The organism is Sandaracinobacter neustonicus (assembly GCF_006385875.1).
Lineage (GTDB): Bacteria > Pseudomonadota > Alphaproteobacteria > Sphingomonadales > Sphingomonadaceae > Sandaracinobacteroides > Sandaracinobacteroides neustonicus.
In genome coordinates this window covers 331,519-354,667 of the sequence record NZ_VFSU01000034.1, presented here as the reverse complement: position 1 = coordinate 354,667, position 23,149 = coordinate 331,519, and the positions used below count along the sequence as shown (strand labels likewise).

At 66.0% G+C, this 23,149-nt stretch carries 19 protein-coding genes and 1 tRNA gene; 8 read left to right on the top strand and 12 right to left on the bottom strand.

The window, feature by feature from the left end:
* Positions 1-10: 10 nt before the first annotated feature.
* Positions 11-1,174 (bottom strand): glutamine-hydrolyzing carbamoyl-phosphate synthase small subunit, encoded by a 1,164-nt coding sequence (gene carA, locus FJQ54_RS16910; RefSeq protein WP_140929577.1) that lies wholly within the window; start codon positions 1,172-1,174, stop codon positions 11-13.
* Between the two features lie 114 nt (positions 1,175-1,288).
* Here carA and FJQ54_RS16905 point away from each other — a divergent pair, with 114 nt between their 5' ends.
* The 5 genes from FJQ54_RS16905 (at position 1,289) to FJQ54_RS16885 (ending at position 6,911) form a co-directional block, all read left to right on the top strand.
* Positions 1,289-1,741 (top strand): GatB/YqeY domain-containing protein, encoded by a 453-nt coding sequence (locus FJQ54_RS16905; protein ID WP_140929576.1) that lies wholly within the window; start codon positions 1,289-1,291, stop codon positions 1,739-1,741.
* Position 1,742: 1 nt separating this feature from the next.
* Positions 1,743-3,521, top strand: a complete 1,779-nt coding sequence (gene dnaG, locus FJQ54_RS16900; protein WP_140929575.1) for a DNA primase — start codon at positions 1,743-1,745, stop codon at positions 3,519-3,521.
* A gap of 71 nt (positions 3,522-3,592) precedes the next feature.
* The gene (rpoD, locus tag FJQ54_RS16895; RefSeq protein ID WP_140929574.1) at positions 3,593-5,599 is read left to right on the top strand and encodes an RNA polymerase sigma factor RpoD; all 2,007 of its coding nucleotides are present in this window, start codon (positions 3,593-3,595) and stop codon (positions 5,597-5,599) included.
* 68 nt (positions 5,600-5,667) lie between these two features.
* Positions 5,668-6,336 carry a hypothetical protein gene (locus tag FJQ54_RS16890; RefSeq protein WP_140929573.1) on the top strand — a complete coding sequence of 223 codons (669 nt, stop codon included), beginning with the start codon at positions 5,668-5,670 and terminating at the stop codon, positions 6,334-6,336.
* Positions 6,336-6,911: a nitroreductase family protein gene (locus FJQ54_RS16885; RefSeq protein WP_140929572.1), complete on the top strand. Its 576-nt coding sequence runs from the start codon at positions 6,336-6,338 to the stop codon at positions 6,909-6,911. The genes FJQ54_RS16890 and FJQ54_RS16885 overlap by 1 nt, the downstream gene beginning before the upstream one ends.
* A 132-nt stretch (positions 6,912-7,043) precedes the next feature.
* Here the strand turns inward: FJQ54_RS16885 and FJQ54_RS16880 are convergent, their stop codons facing one another.
* Complete coding sequence (locus FJQ54_RS16880; protein WP_140929571.1) at positions 7,044-8,003, bottom strand: L-threonylcarbamoyladenylate synthase; 960 nt, start codon at positions 8,001-8,003, stop codon at positions 7,044-7,046.
* Between the two features lie 47 nt (positions 8,004-8,050).
* On the opposite strand from FJQ54_RS16880, the gene FJQ54_RS16875 reads away from it, so the two are divergent.
* Positions 8,051-9,841, top strand: coding sequence for an acyl-CoA dehydrogenase (locus FJQ54_RS16875; RefSeq protein WP_140929570.1), 1,791 nt, complete (start codon positions 8,051-8,053; stop codon positions 9,839-9,841).
* Positions 9,842-9,855: 14 nt separating this feature from the next.
* On the opposite strand, the gene FJQ54_RS16870 is transcribed toward FJQ54_RS16875, so the two are convergent.
* The 4 genes from FJQ54_RS16870 to FJQ54_RS16855 all read right to left on the bottom strand — a co-directional run bounded on the left by FJQ54_RS16870 (position 9,856) and on the right by FJQ54_RS16855 (position 14,269).
* On the bottom strand, positions 9,856-10,518 hold the full coding sequence (locus FJQ54_RS16870; RefSeq protein ID WP_140929569.1) for a hypothetical protein: 663 nt from the start codon (positions 10,516-10,518) through the stop codon (positions 9,856-9,858).
* A 10-nt stretch (positions 10,519-10,528) separates the two neighbouring features.
* Positions 10,529-12,391, bottom strand: a complete 1,863-nt coding sequence (locus FJQ54_RS16865) for a toll/interleukin-1 receptor domain-containing protein (RefSeq protein WP_140929568.1) — start codon at positions 12,389-12,391, stop codon at positions 10,529-10,531.
* A 180-nt stretch (positions 12,392-12,571) separates the two neighbouring features.
* Complete coding sequence (locus FJQ54_RS17890) at positions 12,572-13,288, bottom strand: PEPxxWA-CTERM sorting domain-containing protein (RefSeq protein ID WP_235890511.1); 717 nt, start codon at positions 13,286-13,288, stop codon at positions 12,572-12,574.
* 165 nt (positions 13,289-13,453) lie between these two features.
* Complete coding sequence (locus FJQ54_RS16855; protein WP_140929567.1) at positions 13,454-14,269, bottom strand: 3'(2'),5'-bisphosphate nucleotidase CysQ family protein; 816 nt, start codon at positions 14,267-14,269, stop codon at positions 13,454-13,456.
* An 83-nt stretch (positions 14,270-14,352) separates the two neighbouring features.
* Between FJQ54_RS16855 and FJQ54_RS16850 the strand changes: the two genes are divergently transcribed.
* Positions 14,353-14,880 carry a hypothetical protein gene (locus FJQ54_RS16850; RefSeq protein ID WP_140929566.1) on the top strand — a complete coding sequence of 176 codons (528 nt, stop codon included), beginning with the start codon at positions 14,353-14,355 and terminating at the stop codon, positions 14,878-14,880.
* Between the two features lie 198 nt (positions 14,881-15,078).
* Here FJQ54_RS16850 and FJQ54_RS16845 read toward each other — a convergent pair whose 3' ends face one another.
* The 4 genes from FJQ54_RS16845 to parE form a co-directional block, all read right to left on the bottom strand.
* Positions 15,079-15,885, bottom strand: coding sequence for a 4-(cytidine 5'-diphospho)-2-C-methyl-D-erythritol kinase (locus FJQ54_RS16845; RefSeq protein ID WP_140929565.1), 807 nt, complete (start codon positions 15,883-15,885; stop codon positions 15,079-15,081).
* Positions 15,882-17,636: a tetratricopeptide repeat protein gene (locus FJQ54_RS16840; protein ID WP_140929564.1), complete on the bottom strand. Its 1,755-nt coding sequence runs from the start codon at positions 17,634-17,636 to the stop codon at positions 15,882-15,884. The genes FJQ54_RS16845 and FJQ54_RS16840 overlap by 4 nt, the downstream gene beginning before the upstream one ends.
* An 81-nt stretch (positions 17,637-17,717) precedes the next feature.
* Entirely contained in the window at positions 17,718-18,098 is a 381-nt protein-coding gene (locus FJQ54_RS16835; protein ID WP_140929563.1) for an SHOCT domain-containing protein, read from the bottom strand.
* Positions 18,099-18,197: 99 nt separating this feature from the next.
* Entirely contained in the window at positions 18,198-20,186 is a 1,989-nt protein-coding gene (parE, locus tag FJQ54_RS16830; protein ID WP_140929562.1) for a DNA topoisomerase IV subunit B, read from the bottom strand.
* 278 nt (positions 20,187-20,464) lie between these two features.
* Here parE and FJQ54_RS16825 point away from each other — a divergent pair, with 278 nt between their 5' ends.
* Positions 20,465-21,217, top strand: a complete 753-nt coding sequence (locus FJQ54_RS16825; RefSeq protein WP_181160204.1) for a TorF family putative porin — start codon at positions 20,465-20,467, stop codon at positions 21,215-21,217.
* 118 nt (positions 21,218-21,335) lie between these two features.
* Here the strand turns inward: FJQ54_RS16825 and tig are convergent, their stop codons facing one another.
* Both tig and FJQ54_RS16815 read right to left on the bottom strand, forming a co-directional pair.
* The gene (gene tig / locus FJQ54_RS16820; RefSeq protein WP_140929560.1) at positions 21,336-22,907 is read right to left on the bottom strand and encodes a trigger factor; all 1,572 of its coding nucleotides are present in this window, start codon (positions 22,905-22,907) and stop codon (positions 21,336-21,338) included.
* Positions 22,908-22,988: 81 nt separating this feature from the next.
* A tRNA-Leu gene (locus FJQ54_RS16815) sits at positions 22,989-23,073 on the bottom strand.
* Between the last annotated feature and the right edge of the window lie 76 nt (positions 23,074-23,149).

The following is a 23,149-nucleotide window of genomic DNA, read 5'->3' as shown; positions in this document are numbered from 1 at the left end:
CCCGCACCCGTCACCGCAACCCCTCCACAAACCGCCGGAACAGATAATAGCTGTCCTGCGGGCCCGGGGAGGCTTCCGGGTGATGCTGCACGCTGAAGGCCATCTGGTCCGTCAGTTCCAGCCCGCAGAGCGTCTGGTCGAACAGGCTGATGTGGGTGGCGCGGGCGTTGGCGGGCAGCGTGTCTGCGTCCACGGTGAAGCCGTGGTTCATGGAGGTGATTTCCACCTTCCCGTCAGACAATTGCTTCACCGGATGGTTCGCGCCGCGATGCCCTTGGTGCATCTTCACCGTCTTGGCACCGATGGCGATGCCCAGCAGCTGGTGGCCAAGGCAGATGCCGAACAGCGGCTTTTTCGTCGCGAGCCACTTCTGGATGGTCGGTACGGCATACACGCCGGTCGCCGCCGGATCGCCGGGGCCGTTGGACAGGAACAGCCCGTCCGGATTCAGCGCCATGATCTCGTCGAAGCTGGCGATGGCGGGCACCACCGTCACGCGGGCACCGGCATCCACCAGCTGGCGCAGGATCGCGCGCTTGATGCCATAATCCACCGCCACCACATGCGGGGCGTCGGCGGGCAAATCCCCGGGCTGATAGCCTTCGCCCAGCTTCCACGGGCATTCATCCCAGACCCAAGTCTGTGTGGAGGAAACCTCTTTCGCCAGATCGAGGCCTTCCAGCCCGCTCCAGCCGGCCGCCTTCGCCACCAGCGCGTCGATGTCGAACAGGCCATCCTTGTTGTGGGCGATCACGGCGTTGGGCGCGCCGAGTTTGCGGATGCGCCGGGTGATGGCGCGGGTGTCCACGCCCGTCACGCCGATCCGGCCCCAGTCGGCCAGCCACTGGTCGAACGGCTTGTCACTGCGGAAGCTGGAGGGCGCGGTGATGGGTTCGGCCATCACGCAGCCCAGCGCATAGGGGTTCACACCCTCGATATCCTCGGCATTGGCACCGACATTGCCGATGTGCGGGAAGGTGAAGGTAATGATCTGCCCGGCATAGCTCGGGTCCGTCATCACTTCCTGATAGCCCGTCATCGCGGTGTTGAAGCAGAGTTCACCGACGGCATCGCCCTCCGCGCCCGCGCCATGGCCCCAGAACAGGGTTCCATCAGCCAGCACGACGACTCCGGTCGCGCCGGATTGTTGGCGCGCAGAGGGGTCGTCGGCCATCGGCAGATCCTTAAAATTCAGGTTTCGGGCTAAGGCGCCGCGATAGGGGGGTGCGCGCTGTTGGTCAATGCCGCGCGGGCGCTTATGTGGGGTTTCAAGGAGAATAGAACAGACATGATCCGGGATGACATCAAGACAGGCCTTATCGATTCCATGAAGGCCAAGGACAGCGTGCGCGTGGCGGCCATCCGGCTGATTCAGGCGGCGATCAAGAATCGCGACATCGAGGCCCGCACCGGCGGCGCGCCAGCGGATGACGATGTGCTGGTGATGGAAGTGCTGGGCAAGATGGCCAAGCAACGCCGCGAATCGATCGAGATGTTCGAGAAAGGCAACCGCCCCGAACTGGCCGCCGCCGAACAGTCCGAGCTGGAGGTGATCGAAAGCTTCCTGCCGAAGCAGATGTCGGAAGAGGAAGCCAAGGCCGCCATCGCCGCACTGGTGACAGAGGCCGGTGCGACCAGCGTGAAAGACATGGGCGCGGTGATGGCGCTGGTGAAGGCGCGGCTGCAGGGGCAGATCGACATGTCCAAGGCCAGCGGAATGGTGAAGGCGGCGCTGGGCTGAGATGAGCCTGCCGCCCGACTTCCTCGACGATCTCCGCGCCCGCACCGGGTTGGCGGCGGTCGTCGGCCGTCGGGTGAAGCTGACGCGCGCCGGGCGGGAGATGAAGGGCTGCTGCCCCTTCCACAACGAAAAATCCCCCAGCTTTTACGTGAATGAAGACAAGGGCTTTTATCACTGCTTCGGCTGTGGCGCGCATGGGGACGCCATCCGCTTCGTGATGGAGCAGGATGGGCTGACCTTCATGGACGCGGTGAAGGCGCTGGCCGCCGAAGCGGGGCTGACGGTGCCCGAAATGCGCCCCGAAAGCCCGGAAACGAAGAAGCGCGCGGGGCTGACGGAGCTGATCGCCGCCACGGAGGATTGGTATCGCCTGCAAATGGCGACGCCCGCAGGCGCGGCTGCCGGTGCCTATCTGGGGCGGCGGCAGGTGGCCCCTGCCCTGCAAACGCTGTTCGGAATCGGCTTCGCCCCCGATTCGAAAGAGGCTCTGACGAAACATCTGAAGGCCGCCTTCCCCGACATGGAGCCGGAGCAGATGCTGGAAGCCGGGCTGGCGGGCGAATCCGAAGGCCGTCGTTATGACCGCTTCCGGGGGCGGCTGATGTTCCCCATCCATGATGCGCGCGGGCGGCCGGTGGGCTTTGGCGGGCGCATTTTGGGCGACGGCGAGCCCAAATATCTAAACTCGCCGGAAGGCCCCGTCTTTCACAAGGGCAAATTGCTCTACAATTACCACCGCGCCGCACCTGCCGCGCGCAAATCCGGCCGCCTGCTGGTGGTGGAAGGCTATATGGATGTGGTCGGGCTGGCGGGCGCGGGGTTGATGGAAGCCGTCGCGCCGCTGGGCACCGCGCTGACGGAAGATCAGATGCAGCTGGCGTGGAAGCTGGTGCCGGAACCGATGCTGGCCTTCGATGGCGACGGCGCGGGGATGCGCGCGGCGTCGCGCGCGGCCACCCGCGCCTTGCCGCTGATCGGTCCGGGCCGCTCGCTGCGATTCGTGGCGCTGCCCAAGGGGCAGGACCCAGACGATCTCGCGCGCAGCGGCGGTGCGGCCGCTGTGGAGGCGTTGCTGGGCACCGCCGTGCCGCTGGAACGCTTCCTGTTCGAGCGCGAGGCGGATGCCGCCCCGCTCGACACGCCGGAGCGCCGCGCCGAATTCCGCCAGCGGCTGAAGGCGTTGGCGAACGAGATCGCCGACCCGGACGTGAAGCGCGATTACCTCCGCACATGGCTGGACCGCGCCGACGCGCTGCTGCGCCCCGCCCGGCCGGAGCGCGCGGCCTTTCGCCCCGATCCGGGCCGCCGCCGGGGCTTTCAGGGGCCGCCGCCGTTGCAACCGGCCCGCCCGGAAACCCGCGCCGCTGCCGCCGCGCAACAGGAACAGACCTGCGCGATGCTGCTGAAGACGCTCAGCCAGAACCCGGCACTGGTGGACGAACTGGTGGAGGCGCTGGCGGAACTGCCGCTGGAAACACCCAGCTACATGCTCGCGCGCGACCGGCTGATCGCGCATCAGCCGCCCGGTGAATTGCTGGCGGGCCATGCCCCGCTGTTCGGAAATCTGGACTCGGCAGAGCTTTTGCGCGGCCGTGTCGCGGCTGCACTTGCGTCTGTCACCGAGTCGCACCACATACGGCAAGCAGCAGACGAGCCTCGAAACCTTGATAGCGATGAAGCCTTTGCGGACGCGCTTCTCCGGCAGGAGCAGCGCCGCGCACAACGGCAGCAGGCGTTTTCAAGGCTCCGCAAGCTCGCGATTGAAAATGGCGGGGCCTGATCTCCGCCGCGGTGCAGGGCTTGGCGCGGGGGGCAGTTCGGCTTTCCGCGCCCATATCGGTTAGGACTGGCATGGCGAAACCTCCTTTTGACGGCGAAGGCGGAGACAAGACGGAAGCCGATGGCGCACCGGTCATCGATCTGAACGAGGCAAGTCTGAAGCGGCTGATCGCAAAGGCGAAAAAGCGCGGCTGGATCACCTATGACGAGCTGAATTCTGCCCTGCCGCAGGATCAGATGAGCAGCGAGCAGATCGAGGATGTGATGTCGGCTTTGTCCGATATGGGTATCAACATCGTCGAGAATGAAGATTCCGCCGAGGAAGCCGAAGCCGACGAGGAAGAGGCTGTGGAGGAAGTGGAGGTCGATCCGATCGGCCCCGCGCCGGTTGCTGCTGCCCCCAAGGAAAAGCTGGACCGCACGGACGATCCCGTGCGCATGTATCTGCGCGAAATGGGCGCGGTGGAGCTGCTCTCCCGCGAGGGCGAGATCGCCATCGCCAAGCGAATCGAGGCTGGCCGCGACACCATGATCGCCGGGCTGTGCGAAAGCCCGATGACGTTTGCGGCCATCATCGAATGGTCCAAGGCGCTCACCGAAGGCCGGATGCAGCTGCGCGAGATCCTCGATCTGGAAGCCATGCTTGCCAAGCCCACCACCGAAGAGGGCGAGGACGAAGGCGAGGGCGACATGCCCGTGCAGTTCAAGGAAGAGTCGGACGAGGAGGAAGAAGCCCCCGCCCAGCCCGATGACGAGGACGAGCTGACGGAACGCCGCGCGCCGCGCCCTCAGGAAGAGGATGAGGACGAAGGCGGCATGAGCCTTGCCGCCATGGAAGAAACGCTGAAACCGCAGGCGCTGGAAACCTTCGCCGCGATCGAGGCCGATTACGCCAAGTTCCACAAGCTGCAGCAATTGCGCATGCAATCCGTTTCGGCGGCCGTGGAATTCCCCAAGGCCGAGGAAAAGAAATATCAGAAGCTGCGGCTGGACCTCACCCAGCAGATCGCGGCGGTGCAGTTCACCAACGCCAAGATCGAGTTTCTGGTGGAGCATCTCTACAGCTTCAACCGGCGGCTGATGACGCTGGGCGGGCAGATGCTGCGACTGGCCGACAAGCACAAGATCAACCGCAAGGATTTCCTCGACAGCTATGTCGGCCGCGAGCTGGACGACGGCTGGCTGGCCGCCAACGCAAACCGCGACAAGAAGTGGACGGCATTCGCCGCCGCCGAAGCCCGCGACGTGGATCGCATCCGCAACGAACTCTCTGAAATCGCGCACGAAACCGGCGTCGACCTGTCGGAATACCGCCGCATCGTGAACATGGTGCAAAAGGGCGAGCGCGAAGCCCGCATCGCCAAGAAGGAAATGGTGGAGGCGAATTTGCGCCTCGTCATCTCCATCGCCAAGAAATACACCAACCGCGGCCTGCAGTTCCTGGACCTGATTCAGGAAGGCAACATCGGCCTGATGAAGGCGGTGGACAAGTTCGAGTATCGGCGCGGTTATAAGTTCTCCACCTACGCCACATGGTGGATCCGGCAGGCCATCACCCGTTCTATCGCCGATCAGGCGCGCACCATCCGCATCCCGGTGCACATGATCGAAACGATCAACAAGCTGGTGCGGGCCAGCCGCCAGTATCTGCACGAAACCGGCCGCGAAGCGACGCCGGAGGAACTGGCCGAGCGGCTCTCCATGCCGCTGGACAAAGTGCGCAAGGTGCTGAAGATCGCCAAGGAGCCGATCTCGCTGGAAACGCCCATCGGCGACGAGGAAGACAGCCATCTGGGCGACTTCATCGAGGACAAGAACGCCATCATCCCGGTGGATGCGGCGATCCATTCCAATTTGAAGGAAACCGTCACCCGCGTGCTCGCCAGCCTGACCCCGCGTGAAGAACGTGTGCTGCGCATGCGCTTCGGCATCGGCATGAACACCGATCACACGCTGGAAGAAGTGGGCCAGCAATTCTCGGTCACGCGTGAACGCATCCGGCAGATCGAGGCAAAGGCGCTGAGGAAGCTGAAGCACCCCAGCCGCAGCCGGAAAATGCGCAGCTTCCTCGACAGCTGAGGCGGTTCATCGGCCGGACAGTGATGTCCGGCCATTTCCGTTTGCGTCATCCTTTCGAAAGGCCGTTCATGCGCGCTGTTCTTCCCCTGCTCGTCGCCATCGCTGCGGCTTCGCCGGTTGCCGCCACCACCGACGCGCAGCTGCAACAGTTGATCGCGGACTCGGCCAAGGCCCCCGTCGTCGGCTTCGAACGCACGACGAAAGCCGAACTGAGGGCAGACCCGAAGAAGGAACCCGCCCTTGTAGTGGATCGCTTCACGCCGAAATCGGCAACCGCCGGCAACTGGACGCTGCTGAGCGTCGATGGCCGCAAGCCGACGCCCGAGGAACTGGCGGCGCACGCCAAGGGCAACATCAACCCGCCCGGATTCCACAATCTGCACAAGCTGTTGAGCGGAACGCCCAGCAGCCGGCGCGACGTGGACGGCAAGACCGTGTTTCTGTGGAACAGCCTGCCCAAAGGCGCGGTCGTGACGCCCGGCGGCGACATCAGCGCAGGCCTGTCCGCCGAAGCGACGATGGAGGGTGCCAAGCTGAGCGAAGTGCGCATCTTCGCCGCCAAGCCGATCCGGGTGAAGATCGTCGCCAGCGTCAACAAGTTCAATGTCACCAGCCTTTACCGGCAAGGCGCGAACGGCCTGCCCGTCCTGACGACGCAGACCAGCGAAACCGACGTCACCGCGCCGATGGGCATGGGCGGCAAGCGCCGCTCCGTCGCCAGCTTCAAACCGCTCTGATGGCCGAGTTCAACGACCGTTCCAGCACGATCTCCCTGCTGCTCACGCGCCGCTCGGCCAAGGCGCGTGATCTTGTCGCCCCCGGCCCGTCTGACGCCGAACTGGCGACCATCCTGCAAGCGGCCGCCCGCGTGCCCGATCATGGGAAGCTCGCCCCATGGGCCTTTGTGGTCATCCGTGATCGCGCGGCCTTTGCAGCGCTGCTGCAACGCCTTTACCGCGCCGACAAGCCCGAAGCCGGGCGGATGGAACTGGAGGCGATGACCGTGTTTGCGGAGCAGGCCCCGGTTCTGGTCGCGCTGGTCTCCACGCCGAAGGAAGGCAAGATTCCTTTGTGGGAACAGCAGCTTTCCACAGGTGCCGCCGCGCAAAACCTGCTGCTTGCCACCCATGCGCTGGGCTATGTCGGCAACTGGCTCACCGCCGCCCCCGCCTTCCTGCCCGGCATTGCAGAGGCCCTCGGCCACCCGGGTGGGCGCCTCGCCGGATTCTTCTTCCTGGGCACCCCCAAAGGCCCGCTGGAAGAACGCCCCCGGCCTGAATTGGCGACCGTGGTGAGCAACTGGCCCGGATGATTGAAGGCCGGGGCTTTGTCCTTGGAGCCCGGCAGGGAGCCGTGCTCCCTGCACCCCGGACTTTTTAGCCCCTCTCGTTGAGGCTTCGCGTCAGCTTCGCTTCGAGGGAAGCTGTTGAGGTGGGGGCCTCTCTCACCCCCCGGCTGCGGCCCGTTTCAGCCGGTCGTTGATGGCGGCCCCCAGCCCGTCGCTCGGCACCGGCGCGACGGCGATGGCGGCGCGTCCGCTGGCGTCGGCTTTGTGCAGCAGGTCGAACAGGCGGGCGGCGGCTTCGGGGAGGTTTCCGCCCGACGAGAGGCTTTCGTCGCCGGGGACGGGGCCGAAGCCGATGTGGAACTCGTGTGGCGTGGCGGTGCGGGCGTTCAGGCGGATGGGCAGGCGCGGGGCGTAATGGTTGAGCAGCATGCCCGGCGCGGCGACGGGTTCGGCGTCTGCTGCGACGGGCAGCGGGGTGCCCAGCTCGGCTTCCAGTGTTTCGCGCGCGATGGCGCCCTGGCGGAGGAGTCTGGCTTGCCCGTTGGCGATGGCGACGATGCTGCTTTCGAGGCCGGCGCTGGTTGGCCCGGCGTCCAGAATCAGCGGGATGCGGCCGTTCAGGCTTTCCAGCACATGCGCGGCGCGCGTGGGGGAGAGACGTCCTGACGCGTTGGCGGAGGGCGCGGCGATTCCCCGGCCAAGGCCCCGGATCACCGCCTGCATCACCGGGTGCGCGGGGATGCGGATGGCGATGCTGGGCAGCCCTGCGGTGACGAGGCTGGAGACGGGGGCGTCCGGCATCAGCGGCAGCACAAGGGTGAGCGGGCCGGGCCAGAAGCGGCTGGCGAGCCTGTCTGCCAGCGGGTCGAACAGGGCGTAGCGGCCGGCCATGGCGCGGTCTGCAACATGCACGATCAGCGGGTTGAAGCCGGGGCGGCCCTTGGCGGCATAGATGCGGGCGACGGCTTCGCCGTTGGCGGCATCCGCGGCGAGGCCATAGACGGTTTCCGTGGGCAGCGCGGCGATGCCGCCCGCAGCGATCAGCGCGATGGCTTCGGCCACGCCGTTGGGATCGGCGGGGTGCAGATATGTGATCTCGGCAGTGGAATCCGTCATCACTGCCGCTATAGCCGGGGGCCGTCCCGAAACACAGGTGCCCCCGAATGTCTTATACGCCCCCACTCGCCGAGCAGCGCTTCGTGCTGGAAACCATCGCCCGCATCGACGAGTTGCAGGCCCTGCCCGGCTTCGAAGCTGCCACGCCCGATCTGGTGGAGGCGGTGCTGACGGAGGCAGGCAAGCTGGCGGCGGACCTGTTCGCGCCGCTGAACGTGGTGGGCGACAAGATCGGTTCGAAGGCGGTGGACGGCGTGGTGACCACGCCGCCTGGGTTCAAGGAGGCGTACAACGCCTATGCCGAGGGCGGCTGGATCGGGCTGGGCGCGCACCCGGAACATGGCGGGCAGGGCCTGCCCTTCGTGCTGGCATCCGCCGTGCAGGAGCAGATCACATCGGCCAACATGGCGTTCTCCTTGTGCCCGATGCTGACGCTGGGGGCGATCGAGGCGTTGCAGGCGCATGCCAGCCCTGAGCAGCAGGCGCTGTATCTGGCGCCCCTGATCGAGGGGCGCTGGACGGGGACGATGAACCTGACGGAGCCGCAGGCGGGGTCCGACGTGGGGGCGCTGCGCGCCACCGCCACGCCAGCGGCTGACGGCACATGGCGGGTGAAAGGGCAGAAGATCTTCATCACCTGGGGCGAGCATGATCTGACGGAGAATATCGTCCATCTGGTGCTGGCCCGCACGCCCGATGCGCCTGCTGGCACCAAGGGCATTTCATTGTTCATCGTGCCGAAGTTCCTTGTGAACGCCGACGGATCATTGGGCGCGCGCAACGATGCGCGTGTGGTCTCCACCGAGCATAAGCTGGGCATCCACGGCAGCCCCACCTGCACCATGGCCTTTGGCGACAATGACGATTGCGTCGGCTATCTGGTGGGCGCGGAGAACGCCGGGATGCGGGCGATGTTCACGATGATGAACCATGCGCGGATCAATGTGGGGCTGGAAGGCGTCGCCATCGCCGAGCGCGCCTATCAGCAGGCGCTGACCTTCGCGGGCGAGCGGGTGCAATCGGCGAAGTTCGGCGGCGCGCGCGAGCCGGTGCGCATCATCGAACATGCCGATGTGCGGCGAATGCTGATGACGGTGCGGGCGTTCACGCAAGCCGCGCGGGCGATCGCCTATCTGAACGCTGCTGCGGTGGATCGCGCCCATGCCGAGGCGGACGCCGCGAAGAAGGCGGAAGCGCAGGGGCTGGCCGATCTGCTGACGCCGGTGACCAAGGCCTTTTCCACCGACATCGGCGTGGAGATGTCGAGCCTTGCGCTGCAGGTGTTCGGCGGGATGGGCTTTATCGAGGAGACGGGCGCGGCGCAGCATTACCGCGATTCGCGCATCGCCCCGATTTACGAAGGCACCAACGGCATTCAGGCGCTGGATCTGGTGGGCCGCAAGCTGCCGATGGACGGTGGCCGTCACTGGCGCAGCCTGTTGCAGCGTGAGCGCAGCTTCGTGGGCGGGCTGCCGAAGACGGGCGAACTGGGGCAAATGGTGCCCTATCTGGAAGACGCTATCGAGGCTCTGCAGACGGCCTCGGTGTGGATCAGCGGCAACGAGGGCGACAAGCTGGCTGACACGGCGGCGGGCGCGACCCCCTATCTGCGCATGTTCGGGCTGACCATCGGCGCGTCTCTGCTGGCGCGGCAGGCCGCCGAAGCCGCGCGACGGCTGGACGTGGGAGAGGGCGACCCGGCCTTCCTGAAAGCCAAGATCGCCACCGCCCGCTTCTTCGCCGAGCAATTGCTCCCCGCCGCCCCGGCCCTGCTGGGGCCGATCACGCGCGGGGCGGATTTGCTCTATGCCATCCCGGAGGACGCGCTGCCGGGCTGACGCCCGGCAGGCGTTCAATTGCCCCAGCGCGGGTCGATGATGATCGGCAGACAATAGCCTTCGTGCAGCTTGTCATCGACGATCAGGGCGATGTTGAAGTCCGCCATCTGATCGAAATCGGTGTTGCCCGGCTCGTAAAGGAATTCGACGCTGACCCAGCGCCCACCCAGCTGATCGAAGCGCGGGTTGGAAATGAGTGTCTGGCCCTGCGGCGTTTTCACGGTGATCGGAAATCCGGGGTTCCACAGGAAGCGGAGCAGCGGATCGTTCAGATAGATGCGGACGGTTATGCGCTGCCTGCCGCCGACCGGATCGTAGAACGACTTCAGCCACATGTCCCAATGGGTTTTCATCGCCCCGGCCGGTGTGGCGGGCATGGGCACCTGAACCCCCGGCTTGTTGGGCGCATAGAAGTGGATGTGCCGACCGATACATTTCGCATCGAATTCGGCAATCACAAGGTCGACCAATCCCATGTGCATGAAACTGTCGATGTCGGGATGATCATAGACAGGAAGCAGGGACAGCACCTGCAAAACATCGGAGAAGGGCTCTCCGGCGACCAGCGCGGCTTTCAGCCAGTCCGGTCGGTTCCAGATCGAGGCGGCCCATGTCGAGCCATCTGACTGAAGTTGCGCTATTTCGTCGGTGGTGAGTGTCCGCTCGTCGGTGATCATGGCTATCTCCCTATGGCCTGTTGGCCTCCATATGTTTCAACTCATTGATTTCTCCAGCATAATCGAGCCCGAAGCGGGCCGAGAGCCGTGGCGCGCCGGGCTTCAGCCGGCTTTCCGCGACCGTATCGAGAAGCGCGCGCGCCGCCGCGCGATCCCCGTTCATCAGTGCCAGCCGGGCGTGAACCAACCGGCACCAATCTTCCGTTTCGGCGAGTGGATAATTGTCTTTCGGCTGCGCGCAGCGGCCGATTTCGTCCGTGTATCCGCCCGCCCGGGGCCGGCCGGAAGCCGGCAACAGCTTCAGCCGGGATCGCGCCTCCCATAGCATGGCCATCCGCTCGGTTGTCGCAAGAACGACGTTGCGCGGATCGTCGCGAACCATGCGCGCGGCTGCCTGCCGGGCGAATTGAAAGCGGGCAAGCGCTTCCGGCTGATGCCCGGCGGCGTCTTCGATGCGGCCGGTTGCCATGGCGTTCACCGCCAGTATCCGCTTCAGTTCGATATCGTCGGGATAAGCACGCAGGGCGGCTGTCAGCACATGTTCCTGTTGCTTACGGGTCTGCCGGGCTTCGGCCAGCTTTCCGGCTGCGCGCTGACTGTCTGCCAGCCATGCCAGACCGTCCGCAATGTCGGTAAGGATGGTGGGGTTGGTCGGATCGCGATCCAGCGCCGCGTGATAGTGGCGAAGCGCCGTCTTGATACGCATTTCCGCAGTCGCGACATCCAGATTCTGCCGAAGGTCCAGCACGCCCAGATTGCTCTGGGCATAGCCCGCCTCCAGATGCCAGGCCGCGCTGGCGGGTTGCGCTTCGACGAGCTGGTTGGCGAGCCGCGCATATTCGTTCCACGCCTTGCGCGCGGCCACCGGGTTGCCCGCGCTCCAGGCGGAGTGGCCCAGCCAATATTCCGATTGCGAATGATCGAACACGCGCTGGATATCATTTGGCGCGGCGGCAAGGCGGGCGGCGGTGGTTCGGGCGGCTTCCTCGAAATGGCCGCGTGCCGTCACGAAATCGCCGCGCGCGGCGGCATCGTCTCCCATCGCGATCAGCAGCCGGGCACGTGTTGCCAGCGCGGCATCCGGCATGTTCTGCAAGGACTGGCCCCGGAAATAGGAGACGGCAGCTTCATTCACCTGTTCCAGCATGGCAAGATTGCCCGCCGGTTTCACCGCGCCGCGCAGATCGGTGACCAGCCTGTTCACCATCGCTTCCGATTTGCGCCTCTCGGCTTCCGCCTGCGCGCGCGCGTTCATGGCATAGAGGCTGATGCCGCCGAATGCCGCCATCCCCGCGAGACAGGCGGTGGCCACCACCATCAGCCGCCGGGTTCGCCGGTTTTCCTCCCGATGCACCAGTTCGCCCAGCCCCACGCCGGACATGGCGGCCACCAGCTTCAGCAGGGCGAGCCGTCGACCGTCTCCCTCCTTTCGGAAATCGGCGGCGAGCGGTTGGTGGTTTCCGGCAATGTTCAGGAGGGCGGGCGGGAAAGCCGAATGTTCGTCGCCTTCGAACAGCGCCGTCAGGATATGGTCGCCGCGCCCCGTCTCCTGCATCAGCGTGATTTCGCGGTTCACCCATTCGGAGTGCGCCGCGTTCGGGGTGCACAGGACGATCAGGTAGCGGCTGGCCGCCAGCGCCTGCGCCAGCTCGTTCAGCAGATCCGGCGCTGCGGTGAGTTCGGAGAGATCCAGAAACACCGGCTGGAACCGGCCCGGCACCGGGCCAAGCGGCGTGGGCGTGCCCACCAGCCGCTGCGGCATGCGATAGGATTCAAGCGCCGTCTGCAGCCAGCGCGCCTGCCGGGAATCCCGTCGGCTGTAGCTGATGAACGCGCTGTATTGCGTTGCCTGCTGTTGCCCCGGGTCCAGCATACGCCACCCCCCAAACCACGGGGGCGATTATGCCATGAAAAGGGTTAACAAACAATTTGCCCGAACGTCCGGGCGAGAAAGTAGCTGGCACAGAGAAACGGCCGGGAGTCCGACTGGCTCCCGACCGTTCCCCTTGCTGGGTCTGGTGAACGCGGCGGGATGCTCCCGCCGGGTGTTTGTTCAGGCAGCGACAATCGGGCGGCGGCGGCGCGCGGCGGCGCCCACCAGCCCGAAGCCCGCGATCAGCATCGCCCAGGTCGCCGGTTCCGGCACGCCCGGGATCACCGTGCCGCCATCCTTCGAGGACATGATATAGACCTGATCGATCACCACATCCTTCGACGGGTGATAGCCGGTGTTGAACACGAAGCTGACATCATACCAGCCCGACGACACCACGGTGGCGTTCCCGGAAAAGGCTTCCCACGCCTGCTTGGGGCCTTCCGAAACCAGCCGGTTCACCAGCGTCACGCCGGCGATGGTACCGGAAAAGCTGGCGTCGCCCGCGTTGCCGTAGCCGTTGCCGGGGGCATAGAGCGAGAAGCCGATCTCGTAATTGCCCGCCGCCAGATAGACGGATTGGGTGAGCGACTGGTTGGTCGCCCAATCGGTGACGAAATAGGCGCCATGGCTGCCTGCGGCGTCCGGGCTGCTGGTGGGGGCGTTGGCGACGGGAACGGCTTCCCCATAAGCGCCCACGGGATAGGGCTGCGCCGCGCCATAGGTGATGGCGACGGGGTCCTTGCCGCCGCCGGTCTTGCTGGCATCGTCTGAGCCGCCGATCGTCCAGTTGGACAGGCCAGTTTCAAAGCTGCCGTTCTGCACGAGATTTACAGCCGCCGAAGCCGGAACCGCCATCAGGGCGAGGCTCGCGCCTGCCAGAATCATCTTGATCATTGTATCCAACCCTTTCGTGTCCATGCAGATGCATGGCCTCCGGGCAGGCATTTGCAGGATGCGTGCCAAGCGGGCGGAACAGCATCAATCGACGGTTTTTGCGCGGACACTGTCAAATCTGCCGACAATCGTGAGAATATTAACCTTGCTGGCAGTTAACCCGCTTCAGCCGGGGAAGGCGGGCAGGCGGGCAACGGCCGAAGGATCGCCCAGCGCAAGGAAGCCGCCGTTCAGGTAGCGCGGTTTGCCATAGCTGAACAGCGCACCGTCCGGGCCGAGCATGGTGCCGCCCGCCGCCCGCAGGATGGCGTCGGCAGCCGCCGTATCCCATTCGCAGGTTGGGCCGAAGCGCGGATAGGCATCGGCCGCACCTTCGGCGAGAAGGCAGAATTTCAGGCTGGAGCCGGACGGATGGGTTTCCGCCCCCGGGCAGGCAGCCGCCCATGCCTTCGTCTGATCATCCAGATGCGAGCGGCTGGTGACGATGCGCGGTGCAGCCGCGGGCAGCGGGCGGGTGCGGATGGCATGGCGCGGCTCCGTCGGGCCTTCCTTCCACGCGCCCAGGCCCGCCGCGCCTGTCCACAATGTTCCGCCGGGCGGGTGGAGCACCAGCCCAACGGTGGGCACGCCCTGTTCGACCAGCCCGACATTCACCGAATAATCCAGCCCGCCGCCCACGAAATCACGGGTGCCGTCCAGCGGGTCGATCAGCCAGAAGCGCGCGGCGGCATCGGGAATCGTGCCCGCCGCCACGGCTTCCTCGCCCACGATCACGGCGTCCGGCTCCAGCTTGCGGATGGCGGCCTCCAGCAGCTGCTCTGCTGCCTCGTCGGCCTCTGTTACGGGCGATTTGTCCGCCTTGTCTCGCTGGACAAGTCCGTTCGCTTTCAGTTGCTCGATCAGCGCACCGGCCGCGCGCACGGCAGGGCTCAACGCCTCCAGCAATTCCGCATGGGCGAGGGTGTCTGAAAGGCTGGTCATGGGATCGATGCTCTTGTCGATTGGGGGCGGAGGCCTATGGTGGGTGCGCCGATAGTGGGTGGCACGTGGAAGGATAACTGTCGATGCGAATATTGGTTGCAGCGCTGGGTGCCGGTTTGCTGCTCTCCGCTCCGGCTGGCGCGCAAGTGCCCGACAAGCTGATCGGCTGCTCTGCCGAGCCGGACGATGCGAAGCGACTCGCCTGTTATGATTCGGTGGTGAAGGCAATCTCCGCCGACGCCCGGCGGGTGAGCGAAGCGCGCGAAGCCGAAGCCGCGAAAGCGAAACAGGCCGCAGCCGCCGCCGCGGCGGCCGCCGCAACCGCCGCCGCCGTACAGGCGGAAGAAACCCGCAAGGCCAGCTTCGGCAAGGCAGACAGCGCAGCCGAAGTGAAATCCGTCGACGCCAGCATCAGCGAAATCCTGCGCGACGCGTCCGGCAAACCCGTTTTCATCCTCGACAACGGCCAGATGTGGCGGCAAGCTGACGGCTTCAATCTGCCCAACGCCAAGGTGGGCACCAAGGTGGCCGTGAAACGCGGCGCCATGGGAAGCTACCGGCTGCAGCCGGAGAATTCGAACCGGTCTGTGCAGGTAATCCGGATGCGCTGAGGCGACGGGCGGCGGCTTTTGCGTGCCGCGTCGGCCAAGGGGTTTGCCCTTGGAGCCCGTCGGCCCGCGGTTTTTTGCCTCCGGCGGGCAGGGAAATGATATCCCTGCACCCTCTGAGGTGGTGTAGCGCCTGAACCCCCACGTCGTGGACGTGACCAGATTCGATTGCCTGCGACGCTGTGGCGCGGTGCAAACCCCCTACAGCAACTCCGTCGAAACAGCCCACCACCCCTCGGGCGGCGCGACTTCCGGCGCGGCCCCCTCGAACAGCGCGAAGCAGGTTGCGCCTGAACCCGACATGCGCACCAGCGACACCCCCGGCAGTGCACGCAGCCAGTCCAGCACGTCGGCGATCACGGGTTGCAGCGCGATGGCCGGGGATTCCAGATCGTTGCGCGCCTGCCGCCAGTCGCTGAACAGCGGGCCGCGATCCTGCCCGTCCCAGCCTTTGAACACCGGGCCGGTGGGCACGGCGACGCGCGGGTTCACCAGCAGCACGCCCATTCCCGTCAGCGCAGCCGCGTCTGTCAGCGCTTCGCCCACACCGGTGCCGATGGCGGTGCGGTTGCGCACACAGGCGGGCACGTCCGCGCCCAGCGCTGCGCCGATGCGTTCCAGATCGGCTTCGGCCAGCGGTTCGCCTGCCAGCCGGTTCAGCAGGCGCAGGGTCGCGCCCGCGTCGGCGCTGCCGCCGCCTAGGCCTGCCGCCACGGGGATATGTTTATCCAACGTCAGGGCATAGCGCCGCCCGCCTGCCTGCGCTTCGAAGGCGCGGGCGGCGCGCAGCACCAGATTGTCGGCCAGCGGCCCGGCGGCACCGGCGGTCGGGCCGGTCAGGCTCAGGCTCCAGCCGTCTGCCTGCCGCGCCTCCAGCCGGTCTCCGAAGCGGGTGAAGGCGAACAGCGTTTCCAGTTCATGATAGCCGTCTGCCCGGCGTCCGCGCACGTGCAGCGCCAGATTGATCTTGGCGGGGGCGGGTTCAGCTCCGCCGTCTGGCCCGTTCATTTCCCGGCGAGCGCGACATCAAGCCCGAAGTCGAGCTTCTTCGCCAGCAGCGCGGCCAGCTTGGGTTCCGGCGAAAGCGCGGCGGCGCTGGACCATGCGTGGCGGGCTTCGATCCTGCGCCCGGCCTTCCACAGCGCGTCGCCCAGATGGTCTGCGATGGTGGGGTCGCCCGGTTCGCTGCTGCGCGCCTGCTCCAGCAGCCGCACGGCTTCGGCATAATTGCCGCTGGCATATTCGGCCCAGCCCATGCTGTCGATGATGGCACCATTGTCCGGCGCGGCCTTGTAGGCGCGGGCGATCAGCTCGCGCGCTTCCGGCACCGATTTGCCGCGATCCAGCAGGGAATAGCCAAGGTAGTTCAGGAACAGCGAATTGTCGGGCTGCACCTCCACCGCGCGGCGCAGGTCCGGCTCGGCAGAGGCCCAGTCGCCCGCCAGTTCATAGGCGGAGCCGCGCAGGAACCACAGCTGGGCATGCACCGGCCCCGGCGTTTCCGGCAGCATCGCCAGCGCCCGGCCATAGGCGGCGGCTGCATCGGCGTTGCGGCCGGTGCGCCGTTCGATATCCGCCACGCGGGACCAGTCCTCCGGCCCGGCATCCGGCCGCGCGGCCAGCCGGTTGGCAATGGCCAACCCCTCGGGATATTGCTCTTGAGAGGTGAGGATCGCGGCGCGGCGCACGTCTGCCAGCAGGCCCCACGGGTCTGTCTTGGGCGCGGGCGCCAGCGCGTCCAGCGCCAGTTGCGGCTGCCCGGCGCGGGCCAGCGCGTCCGATGTGACGAACCAGCCGTCCGGCAGCTTCGGGTCCACCAGATTGGCCAGCCGGGCAAAGCTGATCGCAGGCGCGATCGCCCGTTCGCGGGCAAGGTCGGTCGCCACGCGCAGCAGCATCAGCGCCAGCCCTTCTTCCGGTCGGGTCGGCAGCGCGCCCAGCTTGCGGCCGTCGATCTTCGGGTCCGCCGCCAGCCGCGCGCGGGCTGCAACCAGCACAGGGTCGCGATCCGGCCCGCCGCCCAGCATGGTGATGGCGCGCGCGCGATACGCGGGGTCTGTCTTCGCGGCTTCCAGCGCAGAGGCGGCCGCCGCGATGCGCAGCCGCGCCACATTCGCGCCTTCGGCGTTGACGATTCCCGCATAGGCGTCCGCCGCTTCCGGCCAGCGTTTCGCCAGCGCCAGCAGATGCGCCCGATGCTCGGCGATGTAAGAGGCGGAGATGCCGCGCTCCGTCTGCCCGTCCAGCAGCGCGATGGCCCCATTCAGGTCGCCCTTCCCCGCCAGCCCATAGGCCGCCAGCAACGTGCCCAGAAGCTGGTTGGAGGTAACAGCGCGGCCCGGCGCTTCGAAGGCGAGCCGCGCGGCCTCATACCCGCGCCAGTCCCGCTTGCTGGCCGCGCCCGCGGCTCGGGTCAGCGCGACAAGACTGTCTGATACCGCCATGCGCGGTTGGGATTCAGGCGGAAGCTCGATCCGGTTCGCCAGCCGCACCGCCGTCTTCATGTCGCCGGAGAGCATCGCCACATCCAGCGCCCGGCGCATCAGCGCCTCATCCGGGTTCGCCAGCAGCGCGCGCTGGAACAGCTCGGCGGCGACAGGCAGATCATCGTCGGCCATGGCCAGCCGACCCTGCACATAGGCCTGGGCGGCTTCATCGCTGCTGGGCATCACCGGGGCGGTGCGCGCCAGCACGGCGGACGGGCTGAACGCCAGCAACGGCAGCAGCGAAAACAACAGGCGAGGGGTCAGGGACTTCAACGTCTTCTCCTGCCCCTCGTTATAGAAAGCCGCATCGCGCGCGTCGATGGCCGGTTGGCCAGCGGCGCGCGCGGATTGCGGTCAGCCGAGCACCTTGGCGCGCAGCTTGCCGTATTCGTCGGCAGAGATGCTGCCGGCGGCCTTCAGCTCGTCCAGCTTCTTCAGCTCGTCAGCAGGGGAAAAGCCGACGAATTCGCGCAGGTCATGCTGGGCCTGCTTCATCTGCGCCACTTGCCGCTCGCCCATGCCGCGCCCTTGCGTCAGGATGTAGGCGAACACGCCAAGGTAAGGCAGCAGCACAAGGAAGATGATCCACAGCACCTTGCCGAAACCGCCGATGTCGTGGCGGCGGAACAGGTCCCCGATCACCGAGAACAGCAGCCACAGCCACAGCACGAAGATGAACACCACGAAGGTGAACATTGCGAAGTTGAAGATGCTGGAAAACACGTTGGCAAGCATGGAAAATTCCTTGAACTGACAGTGTCGGAACAGCCGCCCCTTGGCGCAGTCTCAGCGGAAAGTCACGCGCCTTCTGGAACCGGATGCGACGAGTTCCCGTCAGGCGTCGATATCTTCGGCTTCCACCGTGGCTGCATGGGCCTGAATGAAGTTGAAACGATGCTCCGGCACGCGCCCCATCAGCCGGTCCACAAGGTCCCGCACCTGGTGCCTGTCCTGATGACTTTCGGGCAACGTCACCCGGATCAGCGTGCGCCGCGCCGGGTCCATGGTGGTTTCGCGCAACTGCCCCGGGGCCATTTCGCCAAGGCCCTTGAAGCGGCCCACTTCCACCTTGCGGCCCTTGAATTTCGTGGAGATCAGATACTCCCGCTCGGCATCGTCGCGCGCATACACACTCTCTGCCCCGGCGGAGAGGCGATAGAGCGGCGGCTGTGCCAGATAGAGCCGCCCGGCCGCCACCAGCCCCGGCATTTCCTGAAAGAAGAAGGTCATCAGCAGCGTGGCGATATGCGCGCCGTCCACGTCGGCGTCTGTCATGATGATGATGCGGTCGTAACGCAGCTGCTCGTCGCGATAACGGTCGCGCGTGCCGCAACCCATCGCCAGCGCCAGATCGGCGACTTCCTGATTCGCCCCGATCTTGGCGGCGGCGGCGGATGCCACGTTCAGAATCTTGCCGCGAATGGGCAGGATCGCCTGCGTGGACCGGTCGCGCGCCTGCTTGGCCGACCCGCCCGCCGAATCGCCTTCCACGATGAACAATTCGGTGCCCTCGCGGCTGTTGGAGGAACAATCCGTCAGCTTGCCCGGCAGCCGCAGCTTGCGCGCGTTGGTCGCCGTCTTGCGCTTTTCCTCGCGCTCGGCCCGGCGGGCAAGGCGCTCGTCCATCCGGTCGATCGCGAACTGCAGCAGGGCGCGGCCGCGCTCCTGATCCTCGGCCAGCCAATGGTCGAAATGGTCCTTCACCACCGCTTCGACCAGCCGCTGCGCTTCAGGCGACGACAGCCTGTCTTTCGTCTGGGACTGGAACTGCGGCTGCGGAATGAACAGGGAGAGCATGATCCGCGTGCCCACCAGCGCGTCGTCCGCCGTCAGTTCGCCCGCCTTGCGGTTGTTGATAAGGGCCGCGAAGCCCTTCAGCCCCTTGACGATGGCGGTGCGGAACCCCGCCTCATGCGTGCCGCCCTGCGGCGTGGGGATGGTGTTGCAATACCAGCTGTGCGCGCCGTCGGCCGCGACAGTCCAGTGCATCGCCCATTCGACACGGCCCTGGTTTTGGCCAAACTCGTGGGTGCCGGTGAAGGGCTGGTTGGTGACGGTCGCCTCGCCCGCCACATCTTCCGCCAGATGGTCCGCGAGGCCGCCGGGGAAGATGAAGGTCTGCGCCTCCGGCACCTTCTCGGTCGCCAGCTCCGGGGCGCAGCGCCAGCGGATTTCCACGCCGCCGAACAGATAGGCCTTGGATCGCGCCAGCCGATACAGGCGGTCCGGCGAAAAGCGCACGCCCGCGCCGAAAATCTCAGGGTCCGGCCGGAAGGCAACGGTCGTGCCCCGGCGGTTGGGCGTCGGGCCCATATTCTCCACCGGCCCCAGCGCCACCCCGCGCGAATAGCGCTGCCGCCACAGCGTGCGGTTGCGCGCCACTTCCACCGTCAGTTCCTCAGCCAGCGCGTTCACCACGGAAATGCCGACGCCGTGCAGGCCGCCAGAGGTGGAATAGGCCCCGGCGGTGAACTTGCCGCCCGAATGCAGCATGGTCAGGATCACTTCCAGCGCGGACTTGTCCGGGAAGCGGGGGTGCGGGTCGATCGGGATGCCCCGGCCATTGTCGCCGATGATCAGCGTGCCGTCGGCCGCCAGCTCCACTTCGATGCGGCTGGCATGGCCCGCCACCGCTTCGTCCATCGCATTGTCGATGATCTCGGCAGCCAGATGGTGCAGCGCGTTGATATCGGTGCCGCCGATATACATGCCCGGCCGCCGGCGCACCGGCTCCAGCCCTTCGAGCACTTCGATTGCAGAGGCATCATAGCCCCCGGCCGCATTGGCAGCGCCGGATGCCGAACCGGCGAAAAGATCAGTCATGCCCCGTCATAGCGGCTGGCCGCGCGGAAGAAAACGGGCCAGTTGCACATGACAGGACTGTTGCAGTGCAGCCACATAGCGTGACTGTCTTGCGCCCACACAGCAGAAACCACGCTTTGGCAACTTGTGCGCCGCACAATATCTGTTCAATCTGAATGGGCCAAACCGGCGGGATATTGCCTGCCCAACAGCACGCCCAACAACCGGGCACGATGCCTGAAGCGAGCGCATCGACAATCAGACCCGTGCCTCGATGCACGGGCTACCAGGAGCGGAAAATGAAAGCAGTTTCGTCCATCAGCAGCCGGGCCGTGCTGGCCGGCGCCCTGATGCTTGCAGGCCTTTCGGCCCCGACCGCCGCCTTCGCGGAAGATGAGGCCAAGCCCCTCAGCGTCAGCGGCAACGTCGCCTTCGTCACCGATTACCGGTTCCGTGGCATCAGCTATTCGGATCTCGATCCGGCTGTGCAAGGCGGCATCAACCTCAACAGCTCGACTGGCCTGTTCGCCAGCATCTGGGGCTCCTCCATCGCCGATTTCAACGGCTCCACCGTGGAAATGGACTTCACCGGCGGCTGGAGCGGCGACATCGCCGGCACCACCACCACGGCCGGCGTGATCTACTACACCTACCCCGGCGGCTCGAACACCAACATCGTCGAACTGTTCGGTTCGGTCGCTATTCCTCTGGGTCCGGTTACGGCCACCTTCGGCCTGAACTGGGCACCGGATCAGAAGAACCTGTCCACTTCCAGCCGCTATGCCTTCGGCCAGATTTCCGGTGCGATCCCGGGCACGCCCATCACGCTGAAGGGCGTTCTGGGCAACGAGCGCGGCGGCCTCGTTGTCGACGATTCCGGCACCAAGACCCACAAGTGGGACTGGCTGATCGGTGCCGACGTAACGTGGGAAGCGCTGACCTTCGGCGTGGCCTATGTCGGCAACAATCTGACCAACAACAAGGTCGATGGCTTCCGTTTCAACCGCCCCGCGCAGGAAACGGTCGTGTTCTCGGTGACCGCGGCTTTCTGATCCGCCGGTCCTGAAACGAAAAGGGGGCGGAGCCTGCTGGCTCCGCCCCCTTTTTCATGCCCTCAGACCTTCGAGATCAGCGCCGGACAAAGCCCGGCGCCTGATCCAGAACCCCGCCTTACTCGGCAGCAGCCTTCTTCTTCGGTGCAGCCTTCTTCGGCGCGGCTTCACCCTCGGCCTTCGGCTCGGCAGACTTCTTGGCGGCGGGCTTCTTCGCGGGCTTCGCGTCCTCAGCCACAACCTCGGCTTCTGCCTCTGCCTTCACAGCCTTCTTCGCAGCCGGCTTCTTTGCGGGCTTGTGGTCATGATCATGGTTGCAATCCGGCCCATGCACATGGCCCGGCGCGCCGTGCGGAACGCCAGCGCCCAGCGGCGTCTCGTCCTCGCTCTCGATCGCGGCTTCCAGTTCCGCGCGGCTCACAGCGCGGTCGGTGATCGTCGCCTTGCCCAGCAGGAAGTCCACCACCTTCTCCTCGAACAGCGGCGCGCGCAGCTGGGCCGCGGCCACGGCGTTCTCGGCGAAATATTTCTGAACTTCGCGTTCCTGCCCGCGATAACGGGCGGCTTCCTGCGCCACCAGACGGTTCATTTCCGCCTGCGTCACCTGCACGCCATTCTTCTGGCCGATGTCCGACAGCAGCAGGCCAAGCCGCACGCGGCGCTCGGCGATGCGGCCATAGTCGCCGCGCTCGGCTTCCATCTGCGCCTTGTCCTCGTCGGTCGCTTCGGCTTCCACCTGCTGCCAGATCTGCTGGAACTCGGCGTCAACCATGGAGGGCGGCACTTCAAAGCTGTGCGAGGCGGCCAGATGGTCCAGCAGCTTGCGCTTCAGATAGGTGCGGGTCAGGCCGTTCAGCTCGGATTCGACCTGATCCTTCAGGATCGCCTTCAGCTGATCCAGCGATTCCAGGCCCAGGTTGGTCGCCATGGAATCGTCCACCACCGGCGTGCTGGCGGTCTTCACCGCAGTCACCGTCACGGCGAATTCGGCATCCTTGCCGGCCAGGTTTTCCGCCGGATAATCCGCCGGGAAGGTCACCTTCACCGTCGTCTTGTCGCCGGTCTTCACGCCCTTCAGGCCGTCTTCGAAGCCCGGGATCAGCCGGCCGGAGCCAAGCTCGATTTCCATGCCTTCACCGGTGCCGCCTTCGAAGGCAACGCCATCGGAGGTGCCGACATAATCCATCACCACAAGGTCGCCGTCCTTCGCCTTGTGCTTGGCGGGCGCGTCCTCGAACGACTTCTGCTGCGCGGCCAGCCGCTCCAGCGCGCTCTCGATGTCGGCGTCGCCCGCTTCCACCGTCAGACGCTCCAGCGTGATGCCGTCCAGATCGGCGTCGGGCACATCGGGCAGCACTTCAAGGCTGACGGAGATCTTCAGATCTTCGCCTTCGCCCAGCCCGCCGTCGATGTCGATCTGCGGTTGAGTCGCCGGGCGCAGGCCGTTTTCCGACAGCAGCTTGTTCACGGCATCGTTGATCGCTTCCTGCAGCGCTTCGCGGCGCAGCGCTTCGCCGTGCATCTTGCGAATGAGGTTGCTGGGCACTTTGCCGGGGCGGAAGCCGGGCATCTTCACCTGCGGGGCAACCTGCGCAATCGCGGCTTCCACCTTGTCGGCGATCGCGGCAGCCGCGATCTCAAGGCTGTAGCCGCGCTTCAGGCCTTCGTTCAGCGTCTCGGTCACACTCATGAAAAACCAGTCCTTCTCAGGGAATTAAGCTCGAGCGGCTCAGCCGCTCAGGGGATGAAGCTCGAGCGGCTCAGCCACGGCTGGTGCGGGTGGAGGGACTCGAACCCCCACGTCTTTCAACACTGGTACCTAAAACCAGCGCGTCTACCAGTTCCGCCACACCCGCCTCGACAACCCGGCAGGGTCGTCACTCGATGCCAGAAATCGAAGCGCGGGCTTATAACAGGGCAACGCGCCTGCGC